Source organism: Chryseobacterium sp. Marseille-Q8038, from assembly GCF_965111995.1.
This window is the reverse complement of record NZ_CBCOPN010000001.1, coordinates 2,816,841-2,833,169: the sequence shown is the minus strand read 5'-3', so window position 1 is coordinate 2,833,169 and position 16,329 is coordinate 2,816,841. Positions and strand designations below refer to the sequence as shown.

Here is a 16,329-nt window from a genome sequence, read left to right as displayed (position 1 = left end):
AAGAAGCCTGAGGCTGGAAGCTGGAAGCTTTTAGCGCAATAATTATTTAATTATCAGGTTTTTAATAAATTAATAAAATCATGGAAAAAACAAAAAGATTACTATTTCTGGATGATATAAGATACCCTATTGAGGCTTATCATTATACCAAACAAGATATTTTCCTCAGAAATGACTGGCATATTGTTCGGAATTACGAGCAGTTTGTCAACAGAATCCTCGAAAAAGGACTTCCGGAAATGATTTCTTTTGACCATGATCTGGCAGATGAGCACTATCTGAAACAGGATTCTCAGGAATATGTTGAAAGAACAGGGTATGACTGTGCCAAATGGCTGATAGAATATTGTATGGACCATTATCTTGACCTTCCAAAATTCTACTGTCATTCTATGAATCCGGTAGGAAAGGAAAATATTCTTAGCCTTTTAAAAAACTTTAAAAAACTGTAATGGACATTTTTAGATATATTCAAGATATAAAAGTACACCTGAAACTTACATTTGGTGAGGTGGACGAATGGTTCAGAAAAGATAAAAAAACGTTGAATCATCAACCTTCAAACGGAGGTTGGACGATTCAACAGATTTTAGAACATATTTATCTTACGAATTTTTACTTACTGATCCTTATTGAAAAAGGTTCCAAAAAAGCAATGAAAAATTCTTTGAATCTTGACCTTGAATCTGAAATTGAAAACTACAGCTTCAAAGAAAACTTTGACAGAGTAGGTGAGCATGGAGCTTTTGAATGGATAAGACCGGAACATATGGAGCCAAAAGGAGAATTAGATCTGGATGAAATCAGAAGCCTGATTACTCAGCAATATGTTCAGTGTTTACAATATCTGGAAGTAATGAAGAACGGTGACGGACTCTTGTATAAAACAACAATGACGGTGAATGAACTGGGGAAAATTAATGTATATGAATATATTTATTTTCTTTCACTCCATGCCCAAAGGCATATTACCCAGATGAAGAAAAACGAATCAGAAATGATTAAAAACTAAAACAAAATGATTTTCAAAACATATAACTCTATAGAAAATGCTTACCAGGCCCGCGTGATCGAACAGATCAGAATGCAGGGTTTTGGGGATGAGGTTTTCATTATACAGGAAAAAGTTCACGGGGCTAATTTCTCTTTCTTTACCGACGGAAAGGAAATTAAAATCGCGAAGAGAACTGCTTTCATCGAAAATGATGAAAAATTTTTCAATGCACATCAGATATTGGAACGCTACAGAAAAAATGTAATAGAAGTGTTTCAAAAAGCGAAAACCATCTACCCGGATGTTGAAACTGTAGTGATCTACGGTGAATTGTTCGGTGGCGGTTACAAACATAAAGAAGTGGAGCCTGTAAAAGATGCGATAAAGGTACAGAAAGGTATTGAGTATGCACCTCACAACGAATTTTACGCTTTCGATATCAAGTTGAATGGGATTACCTATTTGGATACGGAAGTGGTCAATCAGATTTTTGAGGAGACTGGTTTTTTCTATGCTAAAATCTTGTTTCAAGGGACTCTTGAAGACGCTTTGAGGTACCTCAATGTTTTCAATTCAAAAATTCCGGCCTGGCTTGGATTACCTGAATTGGAGGATAACAGGTGTGAAGGTATCATCGTAAAAACTTTGAAAACCAAATATTTTGGAAACGGGGCAAGGATCATTCTGAAAAATAAGAATGAAAAATGGATCGAGAAATCCAAAATGGTTAAAAAAGAGGGAAAAACTGTTCAGAAACAGATCCACTTCAGTGAAAAAGCTCAGGAAATCTGGGAAGAAATACAAAAATATGCTACAGCCAACAGATTGAATAATGTGGTAAGCAAAATCGGCGAATTCGAACCTAAAATGATAGGTAAAGTGATTGGTCTTTTTTCACAGGATATTTTAGAAGATTTCCAGAAAGATTTCCCGGCTGCTTTTACAGCTATTGAAAAAGAAGAGCAGAAAAGGATCAATAAAAAGTTGAATTCTTTAGTCATTGATTTTATAAAAGAAGAGTTGATGACTCTTAAAGTGTAGTTTCGGTAAATTTTACCGAAACTTTTTTATGTATAAACCAAACCATAGAGGCAACATAAGTCTTAGAAACTTGATTTTCATTATGCTGCAATTTTGTCATTCCGTTAGGAATCTCAGTCGTTAAAAGTGTAAATGTATCTAAGTTTCATTCAAAATGATAAATGTTATAGAGATTTATGGTTCAAAAAAGAAAAAACTATGTTACACGCAGAAATAAAAAGTCTTTTAAAAGAAGACATCAGTATATTAATCAAAATTCCTAATTCCGGAAAGCATTATCTGTGTGATTGTGGAGAAGCGAGTTTATTGACTGTGAAAGAAGTTCAGTCTATATCCGCAATATTCATCAGTCATACTCATATCGATCACTTTTCAAATTTCGATGGAATTTTCAGACATCAGATCGGAAGCGGAGAAAAGGTTGTGATTAGTGGACCGAAAAATATTCACCAACAAGTTGAGGCAAGATTGAAATCTTACACCTGGAATTTGATTGAAGAAAACGCAATTGCCTATGAAATCCGTGAGATTGTTTCAAAAGACGAAATTAATATCTATGCTCTTCGTCCGCCACACTGGAATCTGGAATTAATCAATACCCAAAATTTCCTTTTTGAAGACGAATATGTCAACGTTGATTTTGCCATTCTTGATCACAAAACAGATTCTATAGCTTATTGGTTTAAAGAAAAAGATACAGTAAGCTTCAATGAGGTTGAGTCCGGATTTAAAAAAGGAAAATGGATCAGCGAACTGAAGACCGCTTTTGAAAATAATAGCAGAGACAAAGAAATTGAAATTGAAGGAACTGTTTATAAAGCAGCCGATCTTTTTCATTTGTTAACCCGTAATGAAGGCTATAAGCTTGGTGTCATCATGGATCATGCTGTAGACAAAAGCAATTATGAGAAAATAAAAGCAGTGTTTGGAGGAGCAGATCTGGTGTATATTGAAACATTTTATAAGGATTCTGATCAGGAGTTTGCCAGGATCAATCATCACAGCTTTGCTTCCGCATCAGGGAATATCATGAATGAATGCGAGGTGAAAGAAGCCATTCCGATTCACTTTTCGAGAAGATACACAGAAAGCGATCGGGAAGAAATTGAAACTGCTTTTTATAAAGCATTTCGTAAAAATTAATTAAAAATATTTACCAACTAAAACTACAGTATTCACAGAATAATAATCTATACAGTTGTCATCCTGGCGAAGGAAGAATATGCTTAAAGTGAAAGAGATTCTTTGTTTCACTCAGAATGACAGCAAAGTGTTGAAAATTTTGTAGTTAAAAAACAAACAATTTAAAAAAATGAAACACAATATATTTTTTACAGCAGACCATCATTTTGGTCATGAAAATATTATAAAATTTTCAGAGAGACCCTTTGAGTCACTGGATCATATGAATGAAGAACTCATTAAAAGATGGAATGAGAAAATAGAACCCGGTGATACCGTCTACCATTTAGGAGATATGAGTCTAGGAAAACCGGATTTTACCAAAGATATTTTAGACAGGTTAAATGGCAATATCCATCTGATCAAAGGCAATCACGAAGGAGCAGCTTTAACCTATCCCAAGCGGTTTGCTTCCATCAGAGATTATCACGAACTGAAAATTGATGATGCAGATAACAGCAACGGAAAACAGAAAATCATTCTTTTCCATTATGCCATGCGCACCTGGAATGGCTCGCACCGAGGTGTCTGGCAATTATACGGCCATTCACACGGAACATTACCGGATGATGAGATGGCTTTGAGTTTTGATGTTGGGGTAGACTGCCACAATTTTTATCCCGTTTCCTATGAGGAAGTCAAAGAAATAATGAAGAGGAAAAAATGGACGCCTCCATTTGCTCCCAGAAATTAATTGCTGGTAAAAAGTAGTGACTTGATATAAGAAAAGATATTTATTTAGTATTCAACTGCCTTTATCATGCATTTTACTTTTTACAAAGTACATTTTACAATAACAATGAAAACAACCAATGAGATTATAATCATCGATCTGGAAGCGACATGTTGGGAAAACGACAGAATTCCCAGCGGACAGAAAGTTGATATTATAGAAATAGGAATTTGCAAATTAAATTTAACATCAAAAGCAATTTCCCAGAAACAAAGCATTTATGTAATTCCGGAACGATCAGAAATCAACAGATTCTGTACGAAACTGACGGGAATTACTCCGCAACTGATAGAAGAAAAAGGAATATATTTCGAAGAAGCCTGCGAAATAATCAGAGAGCAATACCATTCTGCACCACTTACCTGGGCTGGATACGGGAACTTCGACGGAGAACAGATTATAGAACAATGTGACTGGCTCGGTATAAAAAATCCTTTTTCAGAAAATTATATGAATGTGATGTATGAATTTAAAAGACATTTCGGATTGCACAAACAAATAGGACTTAAAAGAGCCCTGGATTATCTGAACATGGACTTTGAAGGCACCCACCACAGCGGAGCAGACGATGCTTATAATACAGCCAGAATTTTAACTAAGATTCTGTAATTAGGAAGGAAGCTGGAAGGAAATTTAGTTATTATAAAAAAATTTCCTCTTCCTGCATCCATCTTCCGCCCTTTAACAATTAAATTTTAAACAAGTGAAAACAACAGAAAATATATTAATAGTAGACCTCGAAGCAACATGTTGGGAAAACCGACCGCCAAGAGGCCAGGAAAGCGAGATCATCGAGATTGGTGTATGCATCATGAATGCAAAAACCGGGAAGATCTCTAAAAATGAAGGGATTTTAATAAAGCCTCAACATTCAAAAGTAAGTCCGTTCTGTACGGAGCTTACCACTCTTACCCAAAATATGCTGGATCATGAAGGAATCATGTTGGATGACGCATTCGATATTCTGAGAGCAGAATATGATTCGGAAGAACTGACGTGGGCAAGTTATGGAAATTATGATCTGAACATGCTTCAGAACCAGGCAAGGAGATTCTACACCGATTATCCAATGAGTGATGACCACATCAATGTGAAAACATTATTTGGAGAAATTCATCCTACCATCAGAAAAAGTGTAGGAATGAACCGTGCTTTGGGTGAATTGGGTATGACTTTAGAAGGTACACACCACAGAGGAGTTGATGATGCCAAAAACATTGCGAAAATTCTGCATTGGTGCCTGAAGAATTATTAAATGACAGGGAAGTAACTACAGCTCAGTTTAAAAATGAAGACTGTCTCAAATAATGAGGCAGTTTTTTATTTTGTAACTATATAAAATTTAGTGAATTACAGCCCTGTTTTTACCATTTTAAAAAAAATTAACGTATCTGTATGATAAAATGATTTTATGGTAAGGCATTACAAATTCTAAAATTAAGACACCAAATGATGTGTAAATCTCAAAGCAGAGGGGTTTTATATCCTTTTTTAGTAATATATCTTTAAACAGAGAATTATTAACAAAGAGCTGGAAGTATGCTGACAGTTGTTTTATTAACTTAATATTTTGTTAAAAAATTCACTTTAATGGGATAATTTACTGTCTGTCAGTCATTTTTTTTTATTTTAGCCGACAAGAATGAACTTATGTTTATTGATGAGGTTTTTGAGGTAATATATTTAAACTGAGAAATAAAGAATAAAATTCCGGATACAATGAGATACCGACTGATTTTGTTAAGATTGACCTTCCTTAAAAACTGTTTTTTTTAATAAATGATTCAATTCTTATGGTGGTGTTTATCATCATGGCATGATCAGAATTTTATAGAGGGCATCCTGTTTTTTCAGGCTCTGTTTTTACAGTAGAAAATATTGAAATTTTATTAAGTGCTGTATATCAGTTTAATATTGGGTATAATACAGTGCTTTCAAATGTTGGAATGAATCTGGATTTACCTTCCCGGAAGAGGATATATTTATTCCTGTTTTCCGGACTGTTTAATAAATATGAAACACCCTGTGGTACGGCTTTTGAAGCCATATTTAACAAGGCAGTTTTGAATGATTTAAAAGAAATGATGTTGGGAATAATAATTGGTAAAAAGTTAAGTTTTGAACAGAATCAAGTAAAGGGGTTTGCCCATGGTTTTTCAAAACTTATCAGTCTGATTAACAGTTGTAATATTGCTTTTGGAAAGCTGCTGATTCCCATTCTTTCAGCGGTTACGAAAACGGTTTTTAATGCCAAAAAGCTCCTCGGGCTTTATCATAAACTGTTACAACAAAATGGGTATGGACAGGAAATAGTTCTTATCAGACTGCCCGAAGAATGGAAAAAATGAATAACCTGAAAACAAATTTATACATCAAATTAAAGCACATGAAAGAAAGACTTTATGAGATCCTTAATGAGGAAAAAATACATGAGATTATCCCCTTTCTAAAAGAGCTTAGTATTGAAGAAAGGAAAACACTGATACCGTCTATAAAGAAAATGGACCGTGAAATCAGTAAAATTATAATGACTAAAAACTCCTACCATACGGCAGGATCTGTAAACCAACACTCCATTATAGATATCGCATCTTTTGTCTGCATGGACAAAAAGAACTTTGGTAAAAACTACTGGAGTCTTTTCCGTAATGCAGAACAAACCGAACAGATACTGGAATGGGGATGTCCGGAGTGGTTTTCAGACTTTATCAATGAATCGGTAGAAGCTGAGTTTACAGCATTCAATTATAAAGATATTTTAGGATGGACAGAGAAAGGCTATGTACAGCCCAAACCGGAACTGCTGGGACATCACCTAAGTAATTATCCTGCCGATCTTGACCATCATCCTGAAACCCTCAGTACTCATTTTTGGTATTTGTGTGAATATCCTTCCAAATCTTTGCCCTTCCGTAAAGAATGGTTTCCTATCGTACAAAAATTAATTAATGAGAAGAAAATTGAAAGAAAAAGATTCTTGAAAGAATGTCTTTTGGCTTCTAACAGAAACTTTAATAAAAATGTTACAGGCTGGTTTATGGACACATTTACCTCTCTAAAGCCTACTGAAGAGGAATTATCTGATCTGCAGGATGAATTACTCGCAGGGCTGGCTTCCTCACAGTCAAAAGCAGTGAATACGATTCTGTCACATTTGAAAAAAATAGTGGGAACTCCTGAGTTTAAAAATGAGGAATTTTCACATTATCTCCCGAACCTGTTGAGTTCAGAGGTAAAAACAGTAGTGGTTTCCAGTCTGGGGCTTACTGAAAAAATATTTCAGAGAAAGAAAATGGATCCTGATATGCTTGGAATGGCTTTAAGTACAGCATTTGTAAGTAAAGATGACGGGATACAGTCAAAAGCGGCAAAGATTATTCTTAAATACATTCCGGCTTCAGAAAATATGATTGAGGCGCTTTCTCATTATTCAGATAATATACTCACCAATGTGCGTCCTCTTTTGGCAAAATATATTGAAGAAAAACAGCCGGAACTTGAGGCGATAGCTTCAGAAAAACGACAGCTGGCAGCAGATGAAAATGCAGTACAGATTCTTCAGAATTTTGAAGATCTGATGTTCTACCTTCCTTTGGCAATGGATGATCCGTATAGCTATCATTGTGATATTGCTTTAACAGGGTTTATCAAATTTGCCGGAGATGTAGATGCTGAATCTGTAAAACTGATAGAACCTGTATTTTTGAAAGCCTGTAAAACCATTGCGAAATGGGAAGTCCCTTATCTCAATGTTTTGTTATGCAATGCGATTATCAATTATGGGCTGGCTTTAAAGGAAGAATATCCGGTTCAGCTAAAGAATCTGGAAAAAATATACCAGAAAACCCAGGAAGAAGAATCCACAAGAGAGTCTTATTCCAATTATCAGAAAAAATTGGGTCCAATAGAAGAAGTTGGGGCAGATTGTCCTGCAAGGCAGGCGTTTAAGGAAATTGCTATCTATGCGGTTGAAAAAATAAAATCCGGAGATAAAATTCCTTTGCTATTTCCTATCACCCATGCTCCATGCTGGATTTCTCCCGTCACTTTGGTAGAGAGGCTGGAGCATTATCAGAATAGTAATACAGAGCCTCATCATCTGGATATTCAGCTGGCACTGCAGCGTTGTGCTTTAGATGATACTTCAAAAGCTATCGCGGAAGTTGAGAAAAGATTAAAAGGTGAATATAAAGAGTTACTGCTTTTCTTCTTTGGTAAAAATGCCAATCCTGAAGGTAAGTTTATACACCCTTCATGGTGGATGACAGCTGGGATTACCCGTTCACCAGAGACTGTTTTTGAGGAATTCAAAAGTTTCGGATATGATAATATTCCTGCAGAATTCTTTTCAGGAGCTTACCAATGGAAAACAATTGACAATAAGAAAAACTCATACTATCCTGTGGAGCTGAATATTGTCATTCCAAAATATCATCTTGAAAAAAGAAAAGAACCTTTATTCATGGAATATTTTGTTGCTGAACAGAAAGAGCTTAATGAAATTCCTGCACTCATGCTTTGCTTTCCCAATACCCCTGCAAATGCTCTGGCGAAGGTAATCAAGTACTGCCTTTTCTATTCCGGAATTGCAGAAGTGTATGAAAGAAGCCTTGTTTTAAATACTGCCAGTACACTGTATCAGATCAAAAAGCCCTTGGATGAAATTGGCTATCTGTTTCTAGGCACTATTTTCCTGGACAGTGATAAAACCATCCGTGGAACAGCTGCTGAAATTTGGCTTGAACATGTTTCTTGCCAGATGATGGATAATGCATGGCTGGGAAGAGTGATCGGTTTGCACGAGAAGCTGGAGTGGGCTCCGGTTAAAAGATTAACAGATCTTATGCAGCATCATATGCTAAATGTAAGTAAGAATCATAATATTGCCCTTGAGGAATTGATTTCAAATATTCTGCTTCAAATGGAAGAACCGGTTACCAATCTGAAAAGAATTCTTGAAATTTATCATGAAGTATTGGCTTTGAACCAGTCATCTGTCCATAAAGAAGTTATAGAAAAAATAAACAGCTGGAAAGAAAACTCGAGCCTGAAAAAAATCTGCAATCTTCTTCTGAAAAAATAGATTATGGAAGATACGCTTATTTATAACTATTCAGGAGCATCCTCTTTAGTCAGAAGAGCTGCTCTTGAAGAGTTGTTTCTCGCCAAATACAGTGAAATTCATAAAAATACAGATGCTCCCTGTTTTTTCTGGGGAAATGTAGGGCAGCCCTTTATTTTAGCTCGATGTCTTATCACGCTTTCCAATATTGTGAAATCCAGCTTTAACCTTTCTCCGTTTCAGATGGGACTTCTTAAAGATCCTATCGTGACAGCAGGAAATGAAAGATTAAGGTTTGAAGGTTTCTCACACTGTGCAGGAGTTTATGCAAGAGTAGATGTACTGCCTGATGGATTGGATGGTGAGTTTCTGGAAAACGGAACAACGAATGTGGATTTTAATCAGCCTATGATAACGGCTTTGGGAAGTATCCGTCCGAATGAAAAAATTATGCTTTCTGTAGGGCAGAAAGAAGTCGGTCTATATAAAGAGGAAAATAAAATAATAGAAAGAAAAGTGCCTTTACCTACAAAATGGATTAAAGGACTGGGAACTGTTCAGGTCTATTTATCAGAATCTGAGGAACGTCATACTTTTAATAAAATCCAAACTCAGCAACTGTTTCGCGGAATGCCGAAAGGGATAGTGAAGTCAGATTATTATTTGATAGTCAGAGGAAATAAACCCATTTTTTCTCCGGTAAAATCTGCAGATGCCGTTTGTATTGGAGGGCTTAACAGGCTTCGCCTTTTAGAACCTCTTCTTCCTTATATTGATTGTATGAAGGTTTTTTCCCATACCAATAGACAATCTACAACATGGCAGCTCTATATGGGGAATATCAGATTCAGTTTTTCTTTGTCGAGAGAAAGCTGGAGAGGTTTTTCAGGAGAAGGAGCTATTCTGGAAAGTCTGATTTCTGATGTTTCTGATGAATGGATTGATGTTCTGGATAAATATGCTTATGCCAATCAATCTTTCAATCCGGAGAAACTTGCTTTGGAGGAAAATATTAGTTTTATCAAAGCTGAAAACATTACCAGGCGGCTTGCTGCAATGGGATTACTCGGCTACGATCTTGATGAAAAAGAATTTTTCTACCGCAGGCTTCCTTTTAAGTTAAGCCGTATTATCGGGCTCAATCCCCGCATAAAAAACGCTGAAAAGCTTATAGAATCCGGAAAAGTAGAAATTTTAAATAATAGTAAAGAAAGAACAGAAGCCAGAGTAGAAGGAACCGGAGTGCATCATACGGTAATCATTGACGAAGAAAAAGAACGTTGTACCTGCGAATGGTTCAGTAAATATCAGGGTGAAAGAGGACCCTGTAAACATGTATTGGCAGTAAAAAAACTGGTAAATGTTTAAAAATTGCTGATGCTCGTTTTATTATTTTGTCAACAATCGCACAGGCGCAAAAAATTTAATTTTTTGAGACGAGCTTTACGGTAAGTTCATATTTTTATTGCGCCTCTGCGTTGTATTTACATTCAACGAATGTACTTCTATAAGTTTTCGGCCTGTTTCATCCACTCTTCATAGCTCAGCACACCCAATTCCGGTTTGCTTTCACCTTCAAGAATAGAAATAAACTCAAGCTGGTTTCCATCAGGATCATTAAAATAAATGGCCAGTGCAGGCATCCATGCAAATACCATAGGTTCAATACTGCCGTTTTTCAAAAAATTGTAAGGTTTTAAATTCTTATTTTCCAGGAATTCTACTGAATAATTTAAAATATCTTCTTTACTGCTGGAAAAAGCAAAATGCCTGGTCTGGAGATTCTCCTTCTGTTCCCATAGTCCTAACATAAATTCTTTCCCTTCGCCAACCCATAAAAAAGCAATAGGTCTGGTTTCATCTCTGTGAGCCAGTGTTAATCCTAATACTTCTGTATAAAACCCTATCGCATTTTCCAGATTGCTCACCTGAACATGAGTCTCATATATTCCTTTAATCATAGCTTTATTTTAATAATGACAAAGCTAGAAAACCCTTTCCGGAAAACTCACTACAAACGATTTCTTAAATGGAAATGAATGATAGAAGGATTTTATAATTAGGGATTAGGGATTAGGGATTAGGGATTAGGAATTAGGAATTAGGAATTAGATTGTCATTAAATATCAATATCAGTTTTCAACTTTTATTCAATAGGGGTGGGCTTTAGCCCACTCTTTCAAATATAATCACTTTCATCCGGCTTTAGCCGAAACCTATCTAATAGACATTTTTAGCAGATTCGTGGCTGCTGAAATAATTTCTACATGCCTACTATTCAATAGAGGTGGGCTTTAGCCCGCCATATAAGAAAGCTCTATTCATATGGCTTTAGCCGAAACTTAGAAATCTGTGTAATCTAAAAGATCAGCAAGAGTTATTTAAGCACAAAATATCCAGCATACATTATCATTTAATTACATTTTAAAATAAAAAATCTAAGAAAATTTTTATACGCAAATAGATTGCGCAATACTGTTTTTACTTTGCATCAGAAATCAGGGAGGAAGTATCAATCTCTCCAATGTTTAACAAAAAAAACAGTAACCATGAAATTTAATTTTTTAAGAAAAGAAAATAAAGTAGTACAGAACTACGAAGGTGCAAAAGCTTATGCGATGACACCTGCAGAAGAATTGTATAGTGCTGTTGTTACAACAGGACTGTCCGATGCCAACTATGAAAAAGGAAATGAAAGATTGAAAAGAATACAGTCTCTGATCAAAAAAAACGACCCTGAGTTTGTTGCAAAACTTGCCGTGTATGCTAGAAAAGATATGTACTTAAGATCCATTCCTTTGGTTTTGACGACCGAATTGGCAAAGCAGACTTCCGGTACAGACCTGGTAAGCAAAACAGTAGATGGAGTGGTACAGAGAGCGGATGAAATTACAGAATTACTGGCGTATTACCAGCTTGCGAATAAAAGAACGGATACCAAAAAACTCAATAAACTCTCAAAGCAGATTCAGAAAGGTTTGGTAAAATCATTCAATAAATTTGATGAATATCAGTTTGCAAAATACAACAGAAAAGCAGAAGTAACCCTGAAAGATGCGCTCTTCCTGGTTCATCCGAAAGCTAAAGATGAAAATCAGCAGTCTGTTTTCAACAAAATTGCCAATAATACACTGGAAACCCCTTACACTTGGGAAGTAGAACTTTCCGTTTTGGGTCAGAAGAAATTTGCAAATGATGCAGAAAGAAAAATGGCCTTCAAAAACAAGTGGGAAGAATTGATTTTCAGCAACAAATTAGGCTATATGGCAACCATGAGAAACCTGAGAAATATCCTGGAAGCCGGAGTGTCACCTGATGCAATGAATAAAGTTTGCAGATATCTTTCCGATGAAAAAGCAGTATCCAACTCAAAGCAGCTTCCGTTCCGATTCCTGGCAGCCTATAGAGAATTAAAAACAATAGATTCTCCTTATCTGTCTTCAGTATTGGAAGCCTTGGAAAATGCGGTGGTGGTAAGTGCTAAAAACATTAAAGGTTTTGGCTTTGACACTTCTGTAGTAATTGCCGCGGATGTGTCAGGCTCTATGCAGAAAGCGGTTTCCAGCAAAAGTAAAATATTGCTGTATGATATCGGTTTGCTGATGTCTATGATCTTGCAGTCACAGTGTAAAAACGTGGTGACAGGTATCTTTGGCGACCGCTGGTTAAGGGTTCCAATGCCGAAAAACGGTATCTTAAGGAATGTGGATGCATTCTACAAGAGAGAAGGTGAAGTAGGATATTCTACCAATGGTTATCTGGTCATCGAAGATCTGATCAAAAGAAAAGAACAGGTGGATAAAGTAATGCTTTTCACCGATACCCAGCTGTGGGATAGCACTGGAAACAGAAATTCTTTTGAAGACCTTTGGAACAGATATAAAACCATCGCTCCTCATGCAAAACTGTATATTTTTGACCTGGCAGGTTACGGTCAGCAGCCGCTTGATGTCAGAAAAAATGATGTACACCTTATTGCAGGTTGGTCCGACAAAATTTTCGATGTACTGAATGCTTTGGAAGACAAAAAATCTGCCGTAAAAATGATTCAAAAAGTAGTGCTGTAACAGGCACTGCTTTTACATAAAAACAGATAACCACGAAAACAATCAATATATTTAGGAGCTTAATCCCGCTTTCCACTGTATCTTTTTCGCCAAAGCTTTTTGCAAGCCATTAAGAAAAAGGATGCCGTTGCAATCGGGGCTAAAAAAAAACGATACGCTATGAAACTCATTAATACCATTGAAATTAGTCCACTGAGATATGCTAAAAAAGAATTCGAACTGCCGGAAATTTCTGATTATCCGGATCCTGAAGAATGGTATACAAAATGGGAAGAAGTTGCTTCTCGATTGAATTTCAATTTTAAGACCATTCAAAAAGGATCTTATCTGGTTAATATTGAAGATATTGATGATGACAATCTGGAACTCATTGTTGAAGCAAGGCTTGAAGACATAGATTTTGATGATCCTGAAGTATTGGATCATATACTGGCCCTTGATGGCGGAATTGTTTTAATGATGGATGATGAAATTAAAATTGCTCCAAATTGTTGCAGTGATATCGGAAATAGTGATGAATGGCAAAGAATCTTTCAAAAAGAATCTTCAGATTGGTCAGATTTATGGATTGGGCATCCCTGGATTTTCTATAAAAAAGAAAATGGCAAAATTAAGTTTTCTGATTATTCAGATGAAAATCTACAAGATTTTAAAGACATAAAAGCCATTTTTGAAGTAGATGAATATCAGCTAAAGATAGAATTTGAAAAAGTAATACAACAACAAATTAATTTTAAAAACAGAATCTTAGAAATACTCAGAAAAATGGAAATTAACGAAGCCGAAAAAATTTCAGAACTTTTAGCTGGGATCAGAAACTGACATAGGAAACGGAGGCGTTAAAAAAATAAACTATGCGAACGTTAAGAAAATTCTACTGTTTGAAGCGCGACACAGAAATTGAAACGAAGAACTCATATTACATTCGCGCAAGTTTTAGAATTTTTAGAGAGCGTAGATTATTTTTAGCCGGAGTTTCCAAGTCTTGAACTTTTGGTTCTTTTGCTTCAAGGCAAAACGAACATAATCAAAAAATCTTGGTTTAATTTAAAATAATTCTATGGGTAATTTAATGTTCAGAATTGAACAGGATCTTAAAGCAGGCAGAAAGAAAAAAGCATGCGACAGGCTAAGAAATATGATCAATCAGTTTCCCAATGATATTTCCCTGAGAAAAAAATTAGGACAGGTTTATTTTGAAGCAGGATTTCTTGATGAAGCAGGTAAATTTTGGATTCTATGTACTCCAGAGAATAATGAAATGAAAAATGCTGTGGAGATTTACAGAAAATCATTGAGTAATTCAGGAAGCGCAATTCTAAAAGATATTGTTTTCAGAGGAGACAAAGATTGTCTTGATGAGTATGCCATGAAAGTAATGGCTAAACTTGAGCAGGATAGTTTCAAAGCCACAAAGCATATTCCTGTTTTTAAAGCTAAAATAAGAGAGAAGGGAAAATATTCAGAAAGTCAAACAGGTTTTCTAAGTACACTTGGAACTTTTTTATTCGTTGGATCAATTATTTTGATTCCTATTCTCGGAATATATAAGCTGTTTGAATTGATAAAATCATTTTTCTTTCAATAAAAAAAATAAACTACGTAAAAAGATTGCGTACATGTAATATAATTTTGCAGTGTTAATACTATCGGTGCCGTTAGAAAGACCTACTTCGATTCCAAAAACAGACAGAGTCTTTCACATGATTGCCGCTAGCTAACCAATGCCGTTGATAAGAGTTTCATCGTCAACTTCCAATTGAATATCATTTACTCTTATTATTAATTTGCTTGGTTTTTTAATAAAAAAATAAGTGCGTAAAAAGAATGCGCACTAGCGATATAAATTTGCAAAAGATAAAACGAATAATTATGATTCATCATAAACTAAATCTAAAAGGAACACTGTATTGAGGTTAATACTCAATACTTATGAAAAAAAATAAAAAAGTAAGAAAGAAATTCGGATTCAATGAATATGAATTGACTGACTTTCCGAAGAAAATTTCCGGTGTACAGATTTCAAGAATCTTGTACGGGAATGAAATGGGTTGTTCGTACTGTTTTCCACACGGTTATGAAGTGGTGAATGCAAAGTACACAAAATTCCAGAGAAACTGGAAGAAGTATAGAAGAACTCAATGGAAAAATTAAAATCAGGTGTCGTTTTGGAATCATACTTCGGGTTACTCCTTCAGATGCAGGTTCAACTCCTGCCATTCCTGTTGTAAACGGAATGTAGCTCAAATGATAGAGCAGAGGGAAAGGAAAAGGTTCCGCCACTTTTACCCTGATCATATAAAAGACTGCCGTAGAGAATACTTACTTCGGTATAAGTTGGTTCGACTCCAGAATGTAAATGATCTTGTATCAGTCTTTTTGAACCTGACTTCTTTTATTTAAATCACACACATGAAAAAATAATAATAAATAGGATGAAATATCCGGCGATGACAGCTATAAAATGTGACATAGGAAACGGAGGCGTTAAAAAAATAAACTATGCGAACGTTAAGAAAATTCTATTGTTTGAATCGCGACACAGTAAAGGAAACGAAGAACTAATGGTAAATTCACGCAAGTTTAGAATTTTTAGAGAGTAGAGATTATTTTTAGCTGGAGTTTCCAAGTCTTGAACTTTTGGTTCTTTTGCTTCAAGGCAAAACGAACAAATTTAATTAAAAAATAAGTGCGTAAATAGAATGCGCAGTGACAATATAATTTTGGAAAAAGAAAACAAATAACTATGAATAAACATAGAAAGTAAGTGTCGTAAAACAGAGTTACTTCTTTAGGGACGGTAATACAGGTTCGAATCCTGTTCTGCAATCGCAGATAGTAGAAATGGTAACACCCCGTATAAGTCTCTGTTTGATTTAATTACCTTACTAAAATAAAAATCAGGTGTCGTCTTAGAATCATACTTCGAGATTGAGTAAACATTGGGTCGCAGGTTCGAATCCTGCCTTTTCCCCCGAAAAGGAGAGGTAGCTCAGCAGGTAGAGCAAATGCACGGAAGATTCTGAAAAAATTACCTTGATTGATATAAAAGAGTGCCGTAGAAAAGGCCTACTTCGGTTTAATTTGGTTCGACTCCAGAAGGTCATGAAAGTGATCTTGTACAAGTCTTTTCGAATCTTGCCTCTTTTTATTTAAAAAACAAACAAGTGCCGTAGAAAAATGTTACTTCGCTCATCACGACGGGGTCACGGGTTCGAATCCCGTCTCTTCCACAACAAAAAACACAGTC

15 protein-coding genes are annotated in these 16,329 nt (G+C 35.5%); 14 read left to right on the top strand and 1 reads right to left on the bottom strand.

Translation table 11 applies throughout. The features are described from left to right. Window positions 1-80 precede the first annotated feature (80 nt). From ACWPWS_RS13100 to ACWPWS_RS13055, 10 genes are all read left to right on the top strand, one after another. Window positions 81-452, top strand: a complete 372-nt coding sequence (locus tag ACWPWS_RS13100; RefSeq protein WP_454046787.1) for a cyclic-phosphate processing receiver domain-containing protein — start codon at window positions 81-83, stop codon at window positions 450-452. Then, the gene (locus tag ACWPWS_RS13095; RefSeq protein WP_454046786.1) at window positions 452-1,012 is read left to right on the top strand and encodes a DinB family protein; all 561 of its coding nucleotides are present in this window, start codon (window positions 452-454) and stop codon (window positions 1,010-1,012) included. The genes ACWPWS_RS13100 and ACWPWS_RS13095 overlap by 1 nt, the downstream gene beginning before the upstream one ends. Before the next feature lie 6 nt (window positions 1,013-1,018). Next, window positions 1,019-2,035 (top strand): RNA ligase, Rnl2 family, encoded by a 1,017-nt coding sequence (locus ACWPWS_RS13090; RefSeq protein WP_454046785.1) that lies wholly within the window; start codon window positions 1,019-1,021, stop codon window positions 2,033-2,035. A 198-nt stretch (window positions 2,036-2,233) separates the two neighbouring features. Beyond that, a complete protein-coding gene (locus ACWPWS_RS13085; protein WP_454046784.1) occupies window positions 2,234-3,178 on the top strand; it encodes a peptidase in 945 nt (314 codons plus the stop codon). A 169-nt stretch (window positions 3,179-3,347) separates the two neighbouring features. Next, window positions 3,348-3,911, top strand: a complete 564-nt coding sequence (locus ACWPWS_RS13080; RefSeq protein WP_454046783.1) for a metallophosphoesterase family protein — start codon at window positions 3,348-3,350, stop codon at window positions 3,909-3,911. A 105-nt stretch (window positions 3,912-4,016) separates the two neighbouring features. After that, window positions 4,017-4,559, top strand: coding sequence for an exonuclease domain-containing protein (locus ACWPWS_RS13075; protein WP_454046782.1), 543 nt, complete (start codon window positions 4,017-4,019; stop codon window positions 4,557-4,559). A 94-nt stretch (window positions 4,560-4,653) separates the two neighbouring features. Further along, window positions 4,654-5,205 carry a 3'-5' exonuclease gene (locus ACWPWS_RS13070; protein WP_105684294.1) on the top strand — a complete coding sequence of 184 codons (552 nt, stop codon included), beginning with the start codon at window positions 4,654-4,656 and terminating at the stop codon, window positions 5,203-5,205. Between the two features lie 691 nt (window positions 5,206-5,896). Then, a complete protein-coding gene (locus ACWPWS_RS13065) occupies window positions 5,897-6,298 on the top strand; it encodes a DUF7825 domain-containing protein (RefSeq protein ID WP_454046781.1) in 402 nt (133 codons plus the stop codon). A gap of 38 nt (window positions 6,299-6,336) precedes the next feature. Continuing rightward, window positions 6,337-9,033, top strand: a complete 2,697-nt coding sequence (locus tag ACWPWS_RS13060; protein ID WP_454046780.1) for a DUF6493 family protein — start codon at window positions 6,337-6,339, stop codon at window positions 9,031-9,033. Window positions 9,034-9,036: 3 nt separating this feature from the next. Further along, complete coding sequence (locus ACWPWS_RS13055; RefSeq protein WP_454046779.1) at window positions 9,037-10,380, top strand: SWIM zinc finger family protein; 1,344 nt, start codon at window positions 9,037-9,039, stop codon at window positions 10,378-10,380. Window positions 10,381-10,517: 137 nt separating this feature from the next. Here ACWPWS_RS13055 and ACWPWS_RS13050 read toward each other — a convergent pair whose 3' ends face one another. After that, complete coding sequence (locus ACWPWS_RS13050; protein WP_454046778.1) at window positions 10,518-10,973, bottom strand: VOC family protein; 456 nt, start codon at window positions 10,971-10,973, stop codon at window positions 10,518-10,520. 588 nt (window positions 10,974-11,561) lie between these two features. On the opposite strand from ACWPWS_RS13050, the gene ACWPWS_RS13045 reads away from it, so the two are divergent. The 4 genes from ACWPWS_RS13045 (at window position 11,562) to ACWPWS_RS13030 (ending at window position 15,233) form a co-directional block, all read left to right on the top strand. Then, the gene (locus ACWPWS_RS13045; RefSeq protein WP_454046777.1) at window positions 11,562-13,079 is read left to right on the top strand and encodes a TROVE domain-containing protein; all 1,518 of its coding nucleotides are present in this window, start codon (window positions 11,562-11,564) and stop codon (window positions 13,077-13,079) included. Between the two features lie 159 nt (window positions 13,080-13,238). Then, a complete protein-coding gene (locus tag ACWPWS_RS13040) occupies window positions 13,239-13,901 on the top strand; it encodes a hypothetical protein (RefSeq protein WP_454046776.1) in 663 nt (220 codons plus the stop codon). A gap of 238 nt (window positions 13,902-14,139) precedes the next feature. Then, on the top strand, window positions 14,140-14,667 hold the full coding sequence (locus tag ACWPWS_RS13035; protein ID WP_454046775.1) for a DUF6584 family protein: 528 nt from the start codon (window positions 14,140-14,142) through the stop codon (window positions 14,665-14,667). A gap of 344 nt (window positions 14,668-15,011) precedes the next feature. Beyond that, window positions 15,012-15,233, top strand: coding sequence for a phosphate ABC transporter substrate-binding protein (locus ACWPWS_RS13030; RefSeq protein WP_454046774.1), 222 nt, complete (start codon window positions 15,012-15,014; stop codon window positions 15,231-15,233). Window positions 15,234-16,329: the final 1,096 nt, after the last annotated feature.